15 protein-coding genes and 1 pseudogene are annotated in these 16,634 nt (G+C 42.5%); 12 read left to right on the top strand and 4 right to left on the bottom strand.

The features are described from left to right. Positions 1 to 123: 123 nt before the first annotated feature. Positions 124 to 249: pseudogene (locus FKN08_RS23790) on the top strand (integrase); the annotation flags it as partial. Between the two features lie 184 nt (positions 250 to 433). Here FKN08_RS23790 and FKN08_RS07665 read toward each other — a convergent pair. Then, complete coding sequence (locus FKN08_RS07665) at positions 434 to 781, bottom strand: helix-turn-helix domain-containing protein (RefSeq protein WP_104970134.1); 348 nt, start codon at positions 779 to 781, stop codon at positions 434 to 436. Between the two features lie 192 nt (positions 782 to 973). Between FKN08_RS07665 and FKN08_RS07660 the strand changes: the two genes are divergently transcribed. From FKN08_RS07660 to FKN08_RS23780, 3 genes are read left to right on the top strand one after another with little or no spacing between them, the layout of a single operon-like run. Then, on the top strand, positions 974 to 1,381 hold the full coding sequence (locus FKN08_RS07660) for a nuclear transport factor 2 family protein (protein ID WP_074189953.1): 408 nt from the start codon (positions 974 to 976) through the stop codon (positions 1,379 to 1,381). Positions 1,382 to 1,426: 45 nt separating this feature from the next. After that, complete coding sequence (locus tag FKN08_RS23785; protein ID WP_249373364.1) at positions 1,427 to 1,954, top strand: alcohol dehydrogenase catalytic domain-containing protein; 528 nt, start codon at positions 1,427 to 1,429, stop codon at positions 1,952 to 1,954. A 16-nt stretch (positions 1,955 to 1,970) separates the two neighbouring features. Next, entirely contained in the window at positions 1,971 to 2,408 is a 438-nt protein-coding gene (locus tag FKN08_RS23780) for a zinc-binding dehydrogenase (RefSeq protein WP_282136905.1), read from the top strand. A gap of 965 nt (positions 2,409 to 3,373) precedes the next feature. Here FKN08_RS23780 and FKN08_RS07650 read toward each other — a convergent pair. Next, complete coding sequence (locus tag FKN08_RS07650; protein ID WP_053809835.1) at positions 3,374 to 3,748, bottom strand: nuclear transport factor 2 family protein; 375 nt, start codon at positions 3,746 to 3,748, stop codon at positions 3,374 to 3,376. 110 nt (positions 3,749 to 3,858) lie between these two features. Here FKN08_RS07650 and FKN08_RS07645 point away from each other — a divergent pair, with 110 nt between their 5' ends. From FKN08_RS07645 to udp, 7 genes are all read left to right on the top strand, one after another. Continuing rightward, the gene (locus tag FKN08_RS07645) at positions 3,859 to 4,722 is read left to right on the top strand and encodes a LysR family transcriptional regulator (RefSeq protein ID WP_074189957.1); all 864 of its coding nucleotides are present in this window, start codon (positions 3,859 to 3,861) and stop codon (positions 4,720 to 4,722) included. A gap of 448 nt (positions 4,723 to 5,170) precedes the next feature. After that, positions 5,171 to 5,947: an MBL fold metallo-hydrolase gene (locus tag FKN08_RS07640; RefSeq protein WP_031817663.1), complete on the top strand. Its 777-nt coding sequence runs from the start codon at positions 5,171 to 5,173 to the stop codon at positions 5,945 to 5,947. A 96-nt stretch (positions 5,948 to 6,043) separates the two neighbouring features. After that, on the top strand, positions 6,044 to 7,015 hold the full coding sequence (locus FKN08_RS07635) for a helix-turn-helix domain-containing protein (protein WP_170891672.1): 972 nt from the start codon (positions 6,044 to 6,046) through the stop codon (positions 7,013 to 7,015). Between the two features lie 507 nt (positions 7,016 to 7,522). Then, a complete protein-coding gene (locus tag FKN08_RS07630; protein ID WP_005390601.1) occupies positions 7,523 to 8,257 on the top strand; it encodes an RNA methyltransferase in 735 nt (244 codons plus the stop codon). A gap of 248 nt (positions 8,258 to 8,505) precedes the next feature. Continuing rightward, positions 8,506 to 8,925, top strand: a complete 420-nt coding sequence (locus FKN08_RS07625; RefSeq protein ID WP_005390603.1) for a CBS domain-containing protein — start codon at positions 8,506 to 8,508, stop codon at positions 8,923 to 8,925. Between the two features lie 179 nt (positions 8,926 to 9,104). Continuing rightward, positions 9,105 to 11,411: a zinc/cadmium/mercury/lead-transporting ATPase gene (locus FKN08_RS07620; protein WP_145474296.1), complete on the top strand. Its 2,307-nt coding sequence runs from the start codon at positions 9,105 to 9,107 to the stop codon at positions 11,409 to 11,411. Positions 11,412 to 11,716: 305 nt separating this feature from the next. Beyond that, positions 11,717 to 12,475, top strand: coding sequence for a uridine phosphorylase (gene udp / locus FKN08_RS07615; protein ID WP_012842006.1), 759 nt, complete (start codon positions 11,717 to 11,719; stop codon positions 12,473 to 12,475). Between the two features lie 156 nt (positions 12,476 to 12,631). Here udp and FKN08_RS07610 read toward each other — a convergent pair whose 3' ends face one another. Continuing rightward, positions 12,632 to 13,792: a DUF1887 family protein gene (locus FKN08_RS07610; RefSeq protein ID WP_005390608.1), complete on the bottom strand. Its 1,161-nt coding sequence runs from the start codon at positions 13,790 to 13,792 to the stop codon at positions 12,632 to 12,634. A gap of 163 nt (positions 13,793 to 13,955) precedes the next feature. Beyond that, positions 13,956 to 15,947 (bottom strand): methyl-accepting chemotaxis protein, encoded by a 1,992-nt coding sequence (locus FKN08_RS07605; RefSeq protein ID WP_005390610.1) that lies wholly within the window; start codon positions 15,945 to 15,947, stop codon positions 13,956 to 13,958. Between the two features lie 267 nt (positions 15,948 to 16,214). Between FKN08_RS07605 and hinT the strand changes: the two genes are divergently transcribed. Then, entirely contained in the window at positions 16,215 to 16,565 is a 351-nt protein-coding gene (hinT, locus tag FKN08_RS07600; RefSeq protein ID WP_005390611.1) for a purine nucleoside phosphoramidase, read from the top strand. Positions 16,566 to 16,634: the final 69 nt, after the last annotated feature.

The raw sequence follows: 16,634 nt of genomic DNA, 5'->3' as shown, positions 1-16,634 counted from the left end.
GCGCTGCTTCTAACTTAAATTCTGCGCTAAATAGTCGTCTTGTACGTTTTGTCATAGTGTCACCTGTTAACTTATGAGGTGATGATATCACCTCTAACTAAGTGACCAAATTCACTATGCCACTACAATTATGGTATTCATTCCATGCTTCGTATTAGAGCTATTCTGAACTATGCCAGAATGAAAAACATAAGGGTACAGATCCTACTTGGACACTTAAAGCTAGATAGCACTGAAACGGATTGCTAGTTTCATACTTCAGAGAAGCCTGTGCTCCTACGACTGACGAAAACAAACACTCAATACCTGTTAACTCATAGAAAAATAAGGAGGAAGATTTGAGGTGCAAATTTATATAGATGATTCATCAGAACCTATTTATTATCAATAGCTCTAGTTTTGATTTTAGAGTTTGTTGTCACACAAACCCTAATTACCTCGAATCCCAGTCGTCCGCTTTTTGCACAATAAAATTAACTATTTGTGCAAACTCTTTTCCTTTATGTGTTAAGCCATAGTTTACGGTCACTGGTATAGTATCTTCTTGCCTACGCCATACAAAGCCATACTGTTGAAGCAGCTTCAAACGTTCTGTGAGCACTTTACTTGAAACCAACGCTAACTGTTTGCGAATTTGTCCAAAACGCATTTCATCACTTTGACCCAAAAGCCAAACGATATGAGCTGTCCACTTCGTGGATATCAAAGTTAAATACTTATCCACGCTACAGTAGTCATCGGGCTGTACTTGATGATTCACTACCTTTTTTGTCACTTTCATAGTAATCCATACTGCTCTTATGCATTAGTGATCAGTCTAATGTTCAAGTTTACCACAAACCATTAGTTACCTTTGTGTAACTAGTTACTTTTTAGTAGCTAATTTTAATTAGTAACCAAGTTCATTATTGTTATCAAATCAACAACGCACCAATTGGGTTTACATTGGCGCAGTAATAATCAAGGACTAATTATGCGATTTATTTTACTTTTTCTCCCTATTTTCTCATTTGGCCTACAAGCTGCGGAATATATCAAGCCTCAAACACCTGGAGAGCTTCACGCTCTTTTTGGACAGTATTTTGCCCAGCACGATTTAGAAGGTTTGAGCACTCTCTTTGATAAAGATGCAGTACTCGTCCTCGATAAAGAGGGCAATCAAGCTAAAGGTCATGACGAAATAAAAGAGGTATTAAAAACATTCATGCAAGGTGATGTGGAAATGGTGACAAAAAGTGTATCTATCCACATTAATAATGACGTTGCCATGATTCGCTCGGAGTGGGAGATATCAAATACTATGACAGGAACAGCTCTTGAAGTTATGCGCTATGTGGATGGTGGCTGGGTTTACATTATAGATAACCCCAACGGATTTTAGTTTAGAAATTAGGCGAATTTAAACAAATAAAATAGGTAACAACTTATGAAAGCAGTGCAATTAAAAGCATTTGGTGGCATCGAAAACCTAGTTACTAGTGAAGTAGAAAAACCAACCATTACTTCAACACAAATTCTAATTAAGGTGGCATTTAGTGGCATAAACTACGCTGACACGTACATCCGAAAAGGTGCTTTCCCAGGGCTCCCTACTCCACCATTTACTCTAGGAATGGAAGGTTCTGGCATTGTAGAGTTGGTAGGCAACGACGTTAAAAACTTTCAAGTTGGTGAGCTGGTTGCCTTTGCTGGAAACCAAACATACGCTGAATATGTGATCATCGATACACAAAGCACACAATCTTGGGAAGTGGCTGTCCCAGTAACACTTCAAAAAGATATTGCTAGTAGTATTGCTATGTCCGCTCGAACAGCAATGTTGTTAACATACAGAGTGAATCATGCTCAAAATAAAATTGCGTTGGTACATGGTGCAGCAGGCAGTGTCGGTAGTGTATTGGTACAACTTCTAAAAAAAACAAGGTTATACGGTTATTGGCTTAATAGGTTCTGATGATAAATATAGTTTCGTGAAGGAATTGAGCACGGATATCGTACTCAATTATAAAAATCCTGGGCTTAATAAAACCATTTTTCAACAATTTCCTGAAGGGTTAGATCTGATCTTTAATGCCACTGGCGGAGATACGATTGCAAGAGATATCGAGTTACTGGCTGAAAACGGCCACATCATTTGGTACGGTTTTGCCCAAAGTAGTCAAGCGCCTCAGCTCGAATCAGCTATCACTAATGCATTCATGAAATCGATAAAGTTTGAAGTATTTAATGGTGGCTCGGTTTGTAAGCAAGACAACATTCGAGCGATTAAAGAGCTTGAAGAGCTGATACAAAACAATGAATTAAAGATCCATATTCATAGTCATTACCCACTTGATTGTGCATTTTTAGCTCATGAAGAGCTTGAACAAGGTCAAACCCAAGGCAAACTATTACTTCAAGTGGAATGAAAATCGTAAGACATGGCTCAGTAATGACTGAGCCTATTTTCAAGTCACTTCCTATTTCGAATCGAATTAGCAAATGCACTTGTGATCTTTTACTAATGAGAGAGTTTTACTGCTATATCTCACTTTTTCCAGAGCCGTCACAGTGGGCACTTTCTAACGAGATAGTGTGAATACTCAGTGGCAGAACATTTCATTGACACCATAAATGTCATTGTAGGTGGGGGAGCCGCTGCCTAAATGTGTGAACGCCTTTGGTTCACAATACAACTCTAACTCCAAAAATCCTGTCTCGGAGCCAATTCAGTAATGGAAGTTGAGGTTTTACTCCATTCTACTTAAACGCTGAAGTTCTAATATCGTATATGGAAATTACCATAAACTTTCTTCCTGAATGATATTTGAAGGTTTACGGATGCTTTCGCTATCCTTTTCAAAGACTAGAAAGAACAGAGTCATTTTACTTTGCTCAGAACGATATGTATTGGACAACTTCATCCTAATAGACGTATAGAACTTGATGCCTTTTTCAATATTCTTAATTTTAAGAGTTGAAAGGTTAAAAGATTCAGAACCCATCCGCCTAGGAGCTTTGAGAGCATTTTTTGAGGTTTTTATGAATAATTTCAATGCAATAGTCAGTCAGGTGATATAAGTAGGCAAGCCCTTTAACGTCAAAGCACTCCCCGATAAGAAGACCATGTTCGATAATCTTGCTACGGGTAGAATCTAAACCATCTACAACGATGTTACATATTCCAATATCCTTCGATTGTGCCCGTCTATCTAGACTCGGTCATATTGGTTTCTGCTTGATAACTCAATTCCAACATGGTTTGTTCTGAGTCAAAGGACAGGTAGTAGTGCGACTGTCCTTTAGTTTCGCTACATACCTAATCGGTTCTGATAAAAATCCAGAGTGATCTCTGGATTTTTTATCAGTAGGCGGTGTGCCGCAATTCTCACTATTAACGCTCACCTTGGACTTCAAAATCATCATGAACCAATCGGGCATGTCCGTCACTCTCAACAACCCAGTGCTCTCGATGCACAACACCAAAGGCATTATTCATTGTCCATTTCGAAGAAAGAATATAACCATCGTCACCACACGGCTCCCATTTGACATCGGTATAGATTATGTCTCTGAACCCCTTATCCATAATATCTTGCCAGAATGCTTGAATGGCATCCTTACCTTCAAAAGTACCAAATGGTCGGGCATGCATTGTGCAGGCTTGAGTATATTGATCTGCACATCCTTTAGCATCCTGTGTATTGAATGCCTTTTTCCAATCCTCAATGCCCTTCTTGCAAGCAGCTAATACATCACGTTCTAACATCACAATCTCCTCAATTAATATCGTAGCGTTTCGAGTTTTAGGTTAAACATATCAATTACCAAGAAAAACAGAGATAATTGAAATTACTGTTTAATTAAAGAGAACAATAAATGAATAGACTAAAGCAGATGTCTATCTTTGCCCACATTGTTGAAGAAGGTTCAGTTTCAGCTGCTGCGCTCAAGCTCGACCTTTCCAAATCAGTGGTAAGTCAACACTTGAAAATTCTTGAACAAGAGCTAGGTTTGACGCTAATAAAAAGGACTACAAGAAGGCAGGCGCTAACTGCAACAGGAGAAGTCTTCTATCAAAACTGTAAAGAGATCAATTCCATTGCCAATTCAGCGTGGGAACAGGCTCAGGAATCTCAGGTTGAACCAAAGGGGCGCATACGTATAACTGCTCCAAGTGCACTCATGGAGATACTAGTTACACCTGTGGTAGCAGAATTAATGAGGCGGTATCCGAAGCTTAAACCTGAGCTTATCAGTGATGATCAAGCCTTAAATCTTATGAAGCACGATGTGGATCTGGCAATTAGAGTCGGTAGCTCGCAGGATAGCAATCTCAAGCAAAAACGGATTGGTGAGTTCAGGGATGTTTTCTGTGGCATTCCAGACATAAAACTTGATGATATCGATAAGGAACCCTACATCGCTAACCACTGGCAAGGCAAGTTCGTTCGGCACAAGTTTAAGTCAAAGACGGGCAAAACTATGATTTATGAGAAAGAGGCCGACTGTATCGCTAACTCGTTTCACAGTTGTTTGGCTTTAATTAGATCAGGAGCTGGTATCGGTATCATTCCCGACTTTTATTTCTCTCAGATTGAGCCAGAGGTTGTGTCTCTATTACCAGATATGATGTTACCTAAGAATCCCGTTTATGCGTTAAATCCATTCAATAAAAACACTCCACTAGCCGTACAGCTATGTATCACGGCTCTTGAAGAACGATTAAGAAGTGGTGTTTAAGTATATGCTCTAGGTGAATATTATTTATTGCGCATTTATATGCAAGCTAGGTATTTCGATTGAGTTCAACACTCTGAAAGAAAATGTCCAGTTCCACGTCCGCGCAAATCTACCACCGCTGACAACAACGATCTTTGACATTTTGGGATACGAAAAGTTATTCAATGATAGCTAAATTAGAAAATCCACTGACTCACTTTTGTCCAACGGCTTGCTGACGGGGTAGATCATCGTAACGCAGAACTGCCCCAAACAATGTTACGTCAGTTGTTGAACACTAAAATGGTTTCTATTAGTTTCCCTCAATTTATCTAATAACAACTAATTCCAAGAACAAATTTTTGTCCCAATAGCATCCTTATGTGTCCTTTAAGCCACTTTTGAGCGTCTATCCTATTGCATAAAATGACTCCATTACAGCAAAACACAGCAATACTGGAGCACAATTATGAAAATCACACAAATTCGCAATGCAACACAAGTCATCGATTATGCAGGTAAAACATTCCTTATTGACCCAATGTTAGCGCCAAAAGGCACTTACCCTGGATTTGAAGGAACAGCAAATTCACACTTACGCAATCCAACAGTTGAATTGCCTCTGCCTCTTGAAAGCATCATCAATGTGGACGCAGTTCTTCTAACTCATACTCACCCAGACCATTGGGATGAAACAGCAGTGAATGCGATACCTAAAGATAAATTGATTTTTGTACAGCACGAAGGTGATGAAACTATTCTTCTATCACAAGGTTTTACCAACGTTAAAATCTTCTCTGAAGAGACTGAATATCACGGTATTTCATTTACACGTACAGTCTGCCAGCATGGCTCTGATGCAGCATTCCAACATGATCAAATGGCTGAAATTTTGGGTGAAGTGACAGGCGTGATTTTTTCCCATGCCGATGAAGAAAAGTTATATGTGGTTGGTGATACGATTTGGATCCCAAGTGTAGAAGAAACCATGAAAAAAGAACAACCAGGTGTCGTTATTCTCAATACAGGTTGGGCGCATGTACTGGGCTTTGGTCCTATTATTATGGGTAAAGAAGATGTACTAAAAACACACCAAGTACTACCTAAAGCGAAAATCGTTGCGACTCATATGGGGGCGGTTAACCATGTATTGGTGACTACTCAAGAAATGCGCGAATACGCAGCTGCAAATATGATTAGCGATTTTGTGTTTGTTCCAGAAGATGGTGAAACAGTGATAATCTAGTTTTGATGTCATAAAGCAAACCTATGGCCTGCGTTTATGAACCGCACAGAGTAGTGTACTAACATTGCTCTGTGCATTTTACTTTGGAAACGAACTATGTATCTCAATGAAAACCATAAAATTCCTTCCGTTGCTGTTGTTGTTTTCAATCGCTTTAGCCCGTTTCATATTTCTGTCCCTAGCATTGTGTTTGGAAGAGATACCCTTAATGAAGCTTTTTTCGAGCTTAAATTTGTCGCTGGAGAGGAAGGACCGATTTTATCTGATATCGGTATGGAAATTCATACCGAGGCGCAGCTTGATTTCCTAGAGTATTGCGACATCATCGTTGTACCTTATTGGAGAACAATTGACGAGCGCCCTAATGAAAAGTTGCTCAATGCTCTCTGTCGTGCTCATGCCCGAGGCGCATTGGTTGTCGGTTTATGTCTTGGTGGTTATGTTCTCGCTTATGCTGGCTTATTAGCGGGGAAGCGAGCTGCGACACATTGGGAATTAGAACAGGATTTTAGTCAACGCTTTCCAGAAGTTTCGCTCGATACGAATGCCTTATATGTTGAAGATAGCGGGGTGATCACCTCAGCAGGTACTGCCGCAGGTATCGATTGCTGTCTGTATGTTTTCCGAAAATACTACAGCAGTATGATTGCGAACCGAGTAGCAAGAAGAATGGTTGTGCCTCCATACAGAGATGGTGGGCAAGCTCAGTTTATCGATCAACCTATATCTGTGACGACATCTGATTCACGTATCAATGCATTAATGGACAATATCAGGCGTGATATCAATCAAAAATATTCACTGGATGAGCTAGCAGATTCAGTGATGATGACCCGCCGAACTTTTACGAGAAAATTTAATAGAGCTACAGGTATGTCATTTGGAGAATGGCTGACGGCTGAGCGACTAAACTTGGCTCAGGACCTACTTGAATCTACAGATTTGTCTATTGAACAGATTGTCGCAAAAACAGGGTTTAGCTCAGTTCTCATTTTCAGAGATAAATTTAAAGAGCGTTATGAGGTAACCCCTAACCGATGGAGGAAAACGTTCCACCAACAGCCTTAGATAAATATTAAGCGTTCCAACTAAGGTTTGCCATACATTTCCTCATGTTAATTCCGATTATTAGGGAGGTCTGCGTAACTCATTTTTGTCCAAAACTTTGTTAAACGTATGCTCATGGTTTTTCTAATGCACTCGATTATCTACGGGCATTGGTTATGATGTAGTAACTTTACAACGTAGGATTTAGATACCTACTCAAGTATGCAGACTTTTGATGCAATTTTATGCGAATTTATGCTGCAAATAGTTTTGTAGCTGTTTGAAAGCTAGTTCGGACTATGTTAACTTATGTTGCAGGTATCACTTTAAAAGCCCTGCGTATATCGCAGGGCTTTTTTCGTTTTTGAACCCTCTTTTACTGCGTTTGCTCTTCAAAGTCTTCTGATGAATCAAGTTTCTTGAGGTTATTTAGGTATAATTTATAATCTCACGCCCTTGATACCGAACTGTCGTGAAGATTGTTTCGAGTACATTCGCCGAATAACCATTTTCACCTGGGATACTTTAATGATTTCAAAAAACCAATTAAAACTGCTTCGTGCTTTAGGTCAAAAGAAACAGCGTAAAGCGCATGGCTTATTCCTAGTTCAGGGTGAAAAGAACGTTTTAGAGCTGGCAAGTAGTTCATTAAAGGTGAAGCATGTCTTCGCAACCGAGGCATTTCTCGAACAAAACGCTAGTGCGCTAAGTGGTTTTGATTGCATTGAAGCATCGCTTGACGACCTGACCAAAGCGAGCACTCTCGTGAGCAATAACGCGGCCATTGCAGTGGTTGAAATCCCGAGTGTAAAAGTGCCTCAAGCAAAAGGCTTGATGATTGCGCTAGATGGCGTATCTGACCCAGGTAATCTAGGAACGATTATTCGTGTCGCAGACTGGTATGGCATCAAGCACATTATTGCGAGCACAGATTGTGCTGATCCGTATAACCCTAAGACGATCAGCGCGACCATGGGCAGTTTTGGCCGCGTACAAGTGAGTCTGGTGGATTTGCCAAGTTACTTAGAAGAAGCCAACTTGCCAGTTTATGGCGCGTTTCTGGAAGGGGAGAGCGTTCATAAAACGGAATTCGCTGCTGAAGGTATTTTGTTGATGGGCAGCGAGTCCCACGGCGTACGTGAAGAAGCTGCGAAGCTCGTAACAAATAAGATCACGATTCCGGCATTTGGTGGTGCTGAGTCGCTGAATGTCGCAATGGCAACCGGTATTATTTTAGACAATATGCGTCGACATCATTGTTAATGTAACTATGCGCCAATAATGAAGCCAGTCAATTTGACTGGCTTTGTTGTATTTACCACCTGTTAAAAATGAGCCCATTTGCAAGTTGTACTCAATTAAACAACAGTGAATGCCGATGATGACTTAATTTTGATTCAGATCAATAGGCTGCACCTATAAATAAAATTACTCATTTCCATTTAGTAAATTCAGGAAATTAGGCGACACTTATCTAAAGGCCGCAATAAAATGCCCTTAAGGAGATAAGAATGCATTCATTAAAAGTAAAAGATTACATGACGTTGCAAGCGGTGACCTTCACTAAAGATATGTCACTTTCGGCTGCTTTGAATAAAGTCATGCAAAGCGTCACATTAGGTGGCCCCGTCATTGATGAGAATGAAAAGGTAGTTGGATTCTTATCAGAGCAAGACTTGTTAGATAAATTGGTGAAAGCGAGTTATCACTGCCAAGATACGCATACCGTTCAAGAGTGTATGCATGACGATGTTTTATCTGTTTCTCCAGACATGTCAGTGATTGAGTTGGCTGACATGATGAAGATTGGTAAGCCAAAAATGTATCCAGTGGTTGACGGCAAAGGTAAATTGGTTGGCGTTATCACTAGGCGAGATGTGCTGCGCGCCATCGGGATGACTTTAAATGAGTGTTTTAAGCATCCAGTTTAACCTTTCTGATCAAATATCATAGGTGCTTGATTTTAAATAAGTCATTTGGAAAGACGCTTCGGCGTCTTTTTTATTTTCAATCGATGAGTTTTTAAAAAAATCACCTTGACCTTGGAGCTAGCTCTAAGGTTTATCCTTAGTCATAGGCAAAGAGCCTACACCAATAAGGAAAATAAATTATGTGTACGAAACATCAAGGTTGCCAATCTAGCAAAATCAAAACTGCGGTGCCGCTTGGCGCGAGCGAGTCGTGCTGCGCACCAGTAAAATCTTCACTCAGCATTTCTCAAGCTGGCGTAGAAGTGTCCGAAAGTTCATGTTGCAGCGGAGGGAGTTGTAGCGCCGACCCTGGTGAGGAGGAAGAGCCCTCAAGGGAGAGTGATTCCTCAATTCGAAACTCGTGGCTTGTGTCAGGTATGGATTGCCCTTCATGTGCACAAAAGCTTGAGAAGGCTATTACGTCTTTGGAAGGTGTTAACCAAGCAAAAGTCTTATTTGCAACAGAAAAACTGGTTGTCGATTTTGACGATCGCGAGCTGACCTCTACGATAGAGCATACAGCCCAACAAACAGGTTTTCCGCTTTCTTCACTCGATGCTCCAAAACCAAATACCGCAACGAAGGGCTGGCGTGGGGTAGTAAAAGACAACATTCAAATTCTCTCTATTGCTAGTGCGATGGTTGTCGCGGCAATAATTTCTAAGATCGACCCTCAAATAAGCACTTGGTTATTCACGTTGACCTGTTTACTGGGTTTATACCCAATTGCGCTTAAAGCGTTCAAGTTGGCGCGTAGCGGTACGCCTTTTGCGATTGAAACGTTAATGAGTGTGGCAGCGATCGGCGCTTTATATTTAGGTGAAACCGCTGAAGCGGCAATGGTGTTATTGCTTTTCCTTATTGGTGAAAAGTTAGAAGCATATGCATCATCCCGCGCTCGAAGTGGTGTCCAAGCGCTAATGGACTTAGTCCCAGAAAATTCAATTTTAATTGTTGATGGTGAGCGTAAAGAGGTGCCTGCAGCTCAGCTTAAGCCGGGGGATATTATAGAAGTTGCACCCGGTGGTCGTTTGCCAGCGGATGGTGTGTTGCAAGATGCGCTTGCAAGTTTTGACGAAAGCGCGTTAACGGGAGAATCCGTTCCCGTTGAGCACCAAACGGGTGGCAAAGTGATGGCCGGGGCTGTGGTTGTCGATAAAGTCGTTCGTTTACAGGTGACTTCTCGTCAAGGCGAGAATGCGATTGACCGAATTCTCCATTTGATTGAAGAAGCAGAATCTCGTAAGGCACCATTAGAACGTTTTCTGGATAAATTCAGCCGTTGGTATACGCCGCTGATGATGTTGGTGTCCTTGATGGTTATCGTCACGCCACCACTGTTGTTTGCTCAACCGTGGGAAACGTGGATTTATCGAGGACTTGCCCTGTTACTGATCGCCTGTCCGTGTGCGTTGGTTATTTCAACGCCCGCAGCAATTACTTCTGGCTTGGCGGCTGCGGCGAAGCGGGGGGCATTAATCAAAGGTGGCGCGGCGCTTGAGTTGCTTGGTAAGGTTGAGTCCTTCGCATTTGATAAAACCGGTACATTGACGCAAGGTAAGCCGCAGGTGACCGACGTCTTTGCTTTTGATGTAGATGAAGACAAGCTACTTAGTCTGACAGCCTCAATCGAAGTTGGCTCAAGCCATCCTCTCGCGGTTTCTTTAGTTAATAAAGTGCAACAGCAGGGACTTCCTATTCCTGAAGCGCTAGATAAAACCGCGCAAGTGGGCTCTGGTGTCACAGGTTACGTCGATGGGAAAATAGTCCAAGTAGTCACGCCTTCTAAGGCCGATTTTCCGCTTTCTCAAGAAACCGAAGAGCGAGTGGTGACGTTGGAACAACAAGGTAAAACGGTTGTTATTGTGCGTTACGATTACGAGGTCATTGGCGTGATTGCATGGCAAGATACATTGCGCCCAGATGCCCAAGAAGCTATCGCTACGTTGAAGGAGCTTGGGATAACGTCGGTGATGCTAACCGGTGACAACCCGAGAAGTGCTGAAGCAATGGCGACCAGAATAGGCTTGGATTATAAAGCAAGCTTATTACCAGCAGATAAAGTGCATTACGTCGAGAAACTATCACAGCAACACACCGTTGCAATGGTGGGAGACGGTATTAATGATGCGCCAGCGATGAAAGCTTCGAGTATCGGTATTGCGATGGGAGGCGGTACGGATGTTGCGCTGGAAACGGCCGACGCGGCATTAACGCACAATCGTCTGATTGAGTTACCTGCCATGATAGAACTATCGCGTGCGACGTTAAGTAATATTCGTCAGAATGTTGCGTTAGCGCTTGGTTTGAAAGGCGTTTTCTTGGTGACAAGTTTATTGGGCATTACGGGTCTATGGGTGGCAGTATTAGCTGACAGCGGCGCAACTGCACTGGTTACGTTAAATGCGTTGAGATTGCTCCGTTTTGAGTCCAAGCAGGCCAAGTGACCTACCTAACTAGCTAATAAAAAGCCCGAGGCATTCGTGTCTCGGGCTTTTTTAACCGTGTCGACGAAATTCAATAAGATGTCTAGTTTGTTTTTGAAATCACGCATCGCTATGCAACAAAATGAGCCAAACCCTCTAAAAGTGTGATCACTGCTTGTTTTGGGTGAAATTATAGTTTCATTACATTTTCTCATTGTGATTATGATCACTCTATGTTGGTGAAAGGTTCGCTACAGTGCATTTGTACCCAATAACTGATTAATGAGCTTATTGTTCATAAAATAAGCCACAATAAGGAGCGACTTATGTCTCAAGCTGTATTTCATTTAGGTGTTACTGAAGCTGATCTTAATGGTGCGACTCTAGCCATCATTCCTGGTGATCCAGCGCGCGTTCAAAAAATCGCAGAACAAATGGAAAACCCAGTATTTCTAGCAAGTCACCGTGAATACACGCTATACCGTGCCGAATTAGACGGTAAACCTGTTGTGGTTTGTTCTACAGGTATTGGTGGCCCTTCTACCTCTATCGCAGTTGAGGAACTCGCGCAGCTTGGTGTTCGTACTTTCCTACGTGTTGGTACAACTGGCGCAATTCAACCGCATGTAAACGTAGGTGACATGATCGTAACGACGGGGTCAGTTCGCCTTGACGGTGCGAGCCTGCACTTTGCGCCAATGGAATTCCCAGCAGTTGCTGACTTTGAAGTAGCAACTGCAATGAAAGCGGCAGTAGAAGAGTCTGGCGCTGCGGTTCACATGGGTGTGACAGCTTCAAGTGATACGTTCTACCCAGGTCAAGAGCGCTACGACACGTTCTCTGGTCGCGTTGTGAAGCGTTTCCAAGGTTCTATGCAAGAATGGCAAGACATGGGCGTACTTAACTTTGAGATGGAGTCTGCAACATTGCTAACAATGTGTGCGAGCTCTGGTCTAAAAGCAGGTTGTGTAGCGGGTGTAATCATCAACCGTACACAAAAAGAGATTCCAGATCATTCAACTCTGAAAGAGACGGAAGCTCGTTCAATTAAGGTGGTAGTAGAAGCAGCGCGTAAAATGCTGTAAGCCGCGATAATTGGCATTTTAAACAAACGGAAAAACCAGAGGCACGCCTCTGGTTTTTTTCTACCTATCTAAACCCACACTTAAAAATCAGGTATGAAAAAAGCAGCCTGTAACGCTGCTTTTGATCATTTTGAATTCTAGCTTTTATCGCTGATGTTAGATCTCGTCCGAGCCACCTGCGTCTTTAAACCAAGCCGTTAGGTGCGTTCTTAAGTCTTTAAGCTCATCAGGGCCAATCAGAGCTAGCCCCAAATCTTCTGCACGAGTAATGTCATTGTGACGAAGCGGTCGGAAGCTCACCAGCATGGCACGTGCTTGTAAACCACCTAGCAGATCTCTGAGGGATTCTAGCTTGTACAAGGTGTCATCGCCGTCATCTCGCATGCCTTTGGTTTTACACTCAATGATGTGGAGCTTGTTGTTTACCACTGTTGCAACATCCAACTCATTGCGTACTTCACTTTCACCAAGTTTGCGATAAACCTGAACATTCAAAGAGCGATCTTGAATCGTCGGCATCGTATCTTGAATTTGCTTGACCGTGCTGTGTACCAGAGTCTCTAACCATTCACCGTTTGAAAAGCGGCGTGCATCTTCATCAGCAAACGTTAGAACGCCATTCTCATAAGTGGCGATTTGCGCTTCCACTAAGTCCGAAAGCAGCATGTTGAGCTCACGGTAGCCTTGTTGCTTTTCAGAAAGCTCCACATCAAGTTTTTGCTCTTTGCGGCATGTGGTTGCAAGGTAGTTAAGAGTCGCTAAGCCTGGACCAAGTTCAAGCGCATTTGAGGCCCAGCGTTCACCAAGTTCATACAGTTTTTTATCAAGAAGAGGAGGTAAATCAACGTGGTGGAACTCGCCGCGTGCGCCGAAGATAGTGAGGTAGTCAGCAATCGTAATGTGGTCTTCGACTTGAGTATCTTCTTTGCCATCTGGGTATAACCAGCAAAGCTTATCGCTACTTGGCTCAACCACAAAAATTGGCCAGCGATAGGTACGGAAAACCTCGTACACAGACAATAAGCGATGACGAAGACCGCAACTGGCGTTCAATTTCACATCTTCGCCGCGCTCATGGAGATCTTTTGCCAGTTTTTGAATCGCTTGTTTGATCAGCGAAGTATTGACGGCGGATGGGATTTCAAAAAATTCGGAAGTAATGTCTCGTTGCTCTAAAACGGCACTCAGTCGGTCAAATATATCTAACTGGCTCTTGTCTCCGATGAAGACGATATGTGTGCTTAGCGTACGATTATCTAATAGAGGAGTGACCAATCTCACTGGGTCTTGGTCGATAATACCAACATGAACAGCCATAGATTTTCCTTTTTATGAGGCCGCTCGAAAAGAGATGTGCAAGGGGATGAGCTGGCCATATTAATCATATGTAGACATGGCTGATAAAAAACAAGGGCGACTTAACAAAAAGTCGCCCTTATACAGTTGATTGCACTGATTAATGCTCAAATTTATAAATTATTTATAACTTAAAGCGGTGAACCAATTCATTCTGTTGATGAGCCAAGTGAGTCAGGGATTCACTGGTCTGTGCGATGCTCGACATAGCTTGGAAGCTTTCATCGGCGATACTATTGATATCTTCAATACTGCGTGCAATGTCTGCTGAGGTTTCACTTTGCTCTGCTGCCGCTTGCGAAATATGCGTACTCATTTGGCTGATTTCGATGATTAGCGCTTGAATCTCTTCCATTGAGCTGTTCGCTTTTGATGCTTGCTCAACAGACATCTCCATATCACTCATACAGCTTTGTATTACTTGATTTGCTGACTGAGAGCTGGATTGCAGATTACTGATCATCGATTCAATTTCAGTGGTGGACTGAGTGGTTCTGGATGCAAGCACACGCACCTCATCGGCCACTACCGCAAAGCCGCGACCTTGCTCGCCAGCGCGAGCTGCTTCAATTGCTGCATTCAATGCCAGCAGATTAGTTTGTTCAGCAATGTTGCGAATCACATCGAGGATAGAACCAATTTGACCACTCATTTTTTGAAGTTCAGAGACAGCGGAAACGGATTCGTTCAAACGGGTTTCCAGTTGATTTATGGTCGAGATATTGCTGCTCATGACATTTCTGCCTTCTTCAGAGGCAGATTCGACACGCTGCACCATTTCTAGTGAACCTTGTGCACTTTGAGCGACTTCTTGCACTGAGTGAGACATTTCCGTCATTGCGGTCGCAACGTTTGCTGTTTGCTCACGTTGTGAGCTTAATTTGCTTTGCGCTTGCGAAGACGTGCTTTCGTTTGTTGCTGCGGTCGAAGATAGGTTCTCTGACGCTTCGTTGAGTTTCACTAAGATCTCGTGAAGACTGTCGGCTAGTGAGTTAATGTGTCCACTCACTCGGCTGAACTCGTTGTTATAGCGAATATCGATACGTTGTGTCATGTCACCTTCAGTCAGGCTTTCAAGCACTTTTAGAATACGAGTCAATGGTTCGCGAACGCTATGCGCGATGTGGTAGCCAATCGCTGTGGCAAGTAACACGACAACAACGCCAATGATGATGGCTTTTGTCACACCCGCAGAATAAATGTCACCAGCGTCTGCTAACGATTCATTAAGTTTATCCGTTGCGGTTGTCGTAAATTGCTCAAGAATCGCCATGGTTGAATCAACTTTATTCGCTAGGTTGGCGATGTTGTTGTATAGCGCTGCACGAGCATTGAGGTAATTATTGTGCTGGTCTAAGACACCTCCACGCATTCCGACGTCTCTTGTGAATTGTTCTACCGACTCACCAAATGCTGTTTTTAGTTCAGGTAATTGAGTAACTAAACCACGGAAAGCATAGTTCAAATGAGTCACTGCTTTGCGGTTTTTGGTCACGGCTTGCGTAACAAACTCAGGATCAGAGCTGGCGAGGGCATCAGAGGTTATAACTTCGGCATCTTTTAGCTTAATGAAGTAACTCTTCGCCATGACTTTGACCGAAATGCTGGTTTGATCTGCCACATATTCTTTAAGGCCGACCGACAACTCGGTATTCAGCTTTTGGAAGCGACGTGACGATTTTTGCACTTTTTCTTGCGCAGCGAACATTGCTTCGTAGTTGTCCATGGCTTCAAGAGCTTCAGTAAAATAGCTCTGCTCTAACGTTTTTAATTGTGAAAACGGTTCGGCAAGAGAGGGGTAGATTTGGCTTGCAGTTTCCAGTTGAGCCAAAGTGGATTCGAAACGTTGTTGAGATCTAGCAAATTCCTGACGCATTTCATCCATGCGTTGTTTATTCTCTGTCGTCAGAAAATCTTTAAACGATTTGTCGGCAGAAAGCAGTTCAACACTGGTTTGGTTAGATAACGATACCAGTGGTAGGGATGATTTAGACACGGTGCCAAACTTCCCGTGAATATCACTCATTCCTCCCATCATAATGGCAATTGTGACGGCAAATAGGATGATGATCAGAGCAAAGCCCGCATACATCCTTTTAATAACTGAACCTCGCATAAGTGAGCTTCCTCTCCCAAAATAGACAAGCTACCCAAGAATTTTGAGCTTACTTGGGTATAAAAATAATAATTGTCTTAAAAAAGTAACAAAATTCATTGGATTGTATTGAGTTTGTGACGCGCATTTTATGACGCACACGACAAAAAAAGCTTCGTTAATTAGCGTTTGATTAATAATGTTAAGTGAACACTGTTTTTATTGAGCTCCGCTTTTGGTTGGCGCATACTAATTGGGGTCTAATTACCTTTATAAAATGGAGTCCTCATGGCGGAAGAAACGATCTTTAGTAAAATTATTCGTAAGGAAATCCCTGCCGATATTCTTTATCAAGATGAGTTGGTGACTGCGTTTCGCGATATTAACCCGCGCACACCGAGCCATATTCTCATTATTCCGAATAAATTGATCCCAACAACGAATGATGTTGAAGCTGAAGATGAAGCAATGATGGGGCGTTTGTTCACTGTTGCTAAAAAACTGGCGAAAGAGGAAGGCATTGCGGAAGACGGCTATCGCCTGATCGTTAATTGTAACCCGCACGGTGGCCAAGAGGTTTACCATATTCACATGCACTTATTAGGCGGTCGTCCTCTAGGTCCAATGGTATTGAGCTAAGCTTTAAAAAGTGGGTGGCGCAGTTCACCCACTTCTTTTTCCTGTCGAATGACACATTTGTGGAGATAA

Origin of the sequence: Vibrio sp. 1-2 (7-a), from assembly GCF_013048515.1 — a bacterium.
Lineage (GTDB): Bacteria > Pseudomonadota > Gammaproteobacteria > Enterobacterales > Vibrionaceae > Vibrio > Vibrio diabolicus.
The sequence above is the reverse complement of the archived record's forward strand: the minus strand, read 5'-3'. Positions and strand labels throughout refer to the sequence as shown.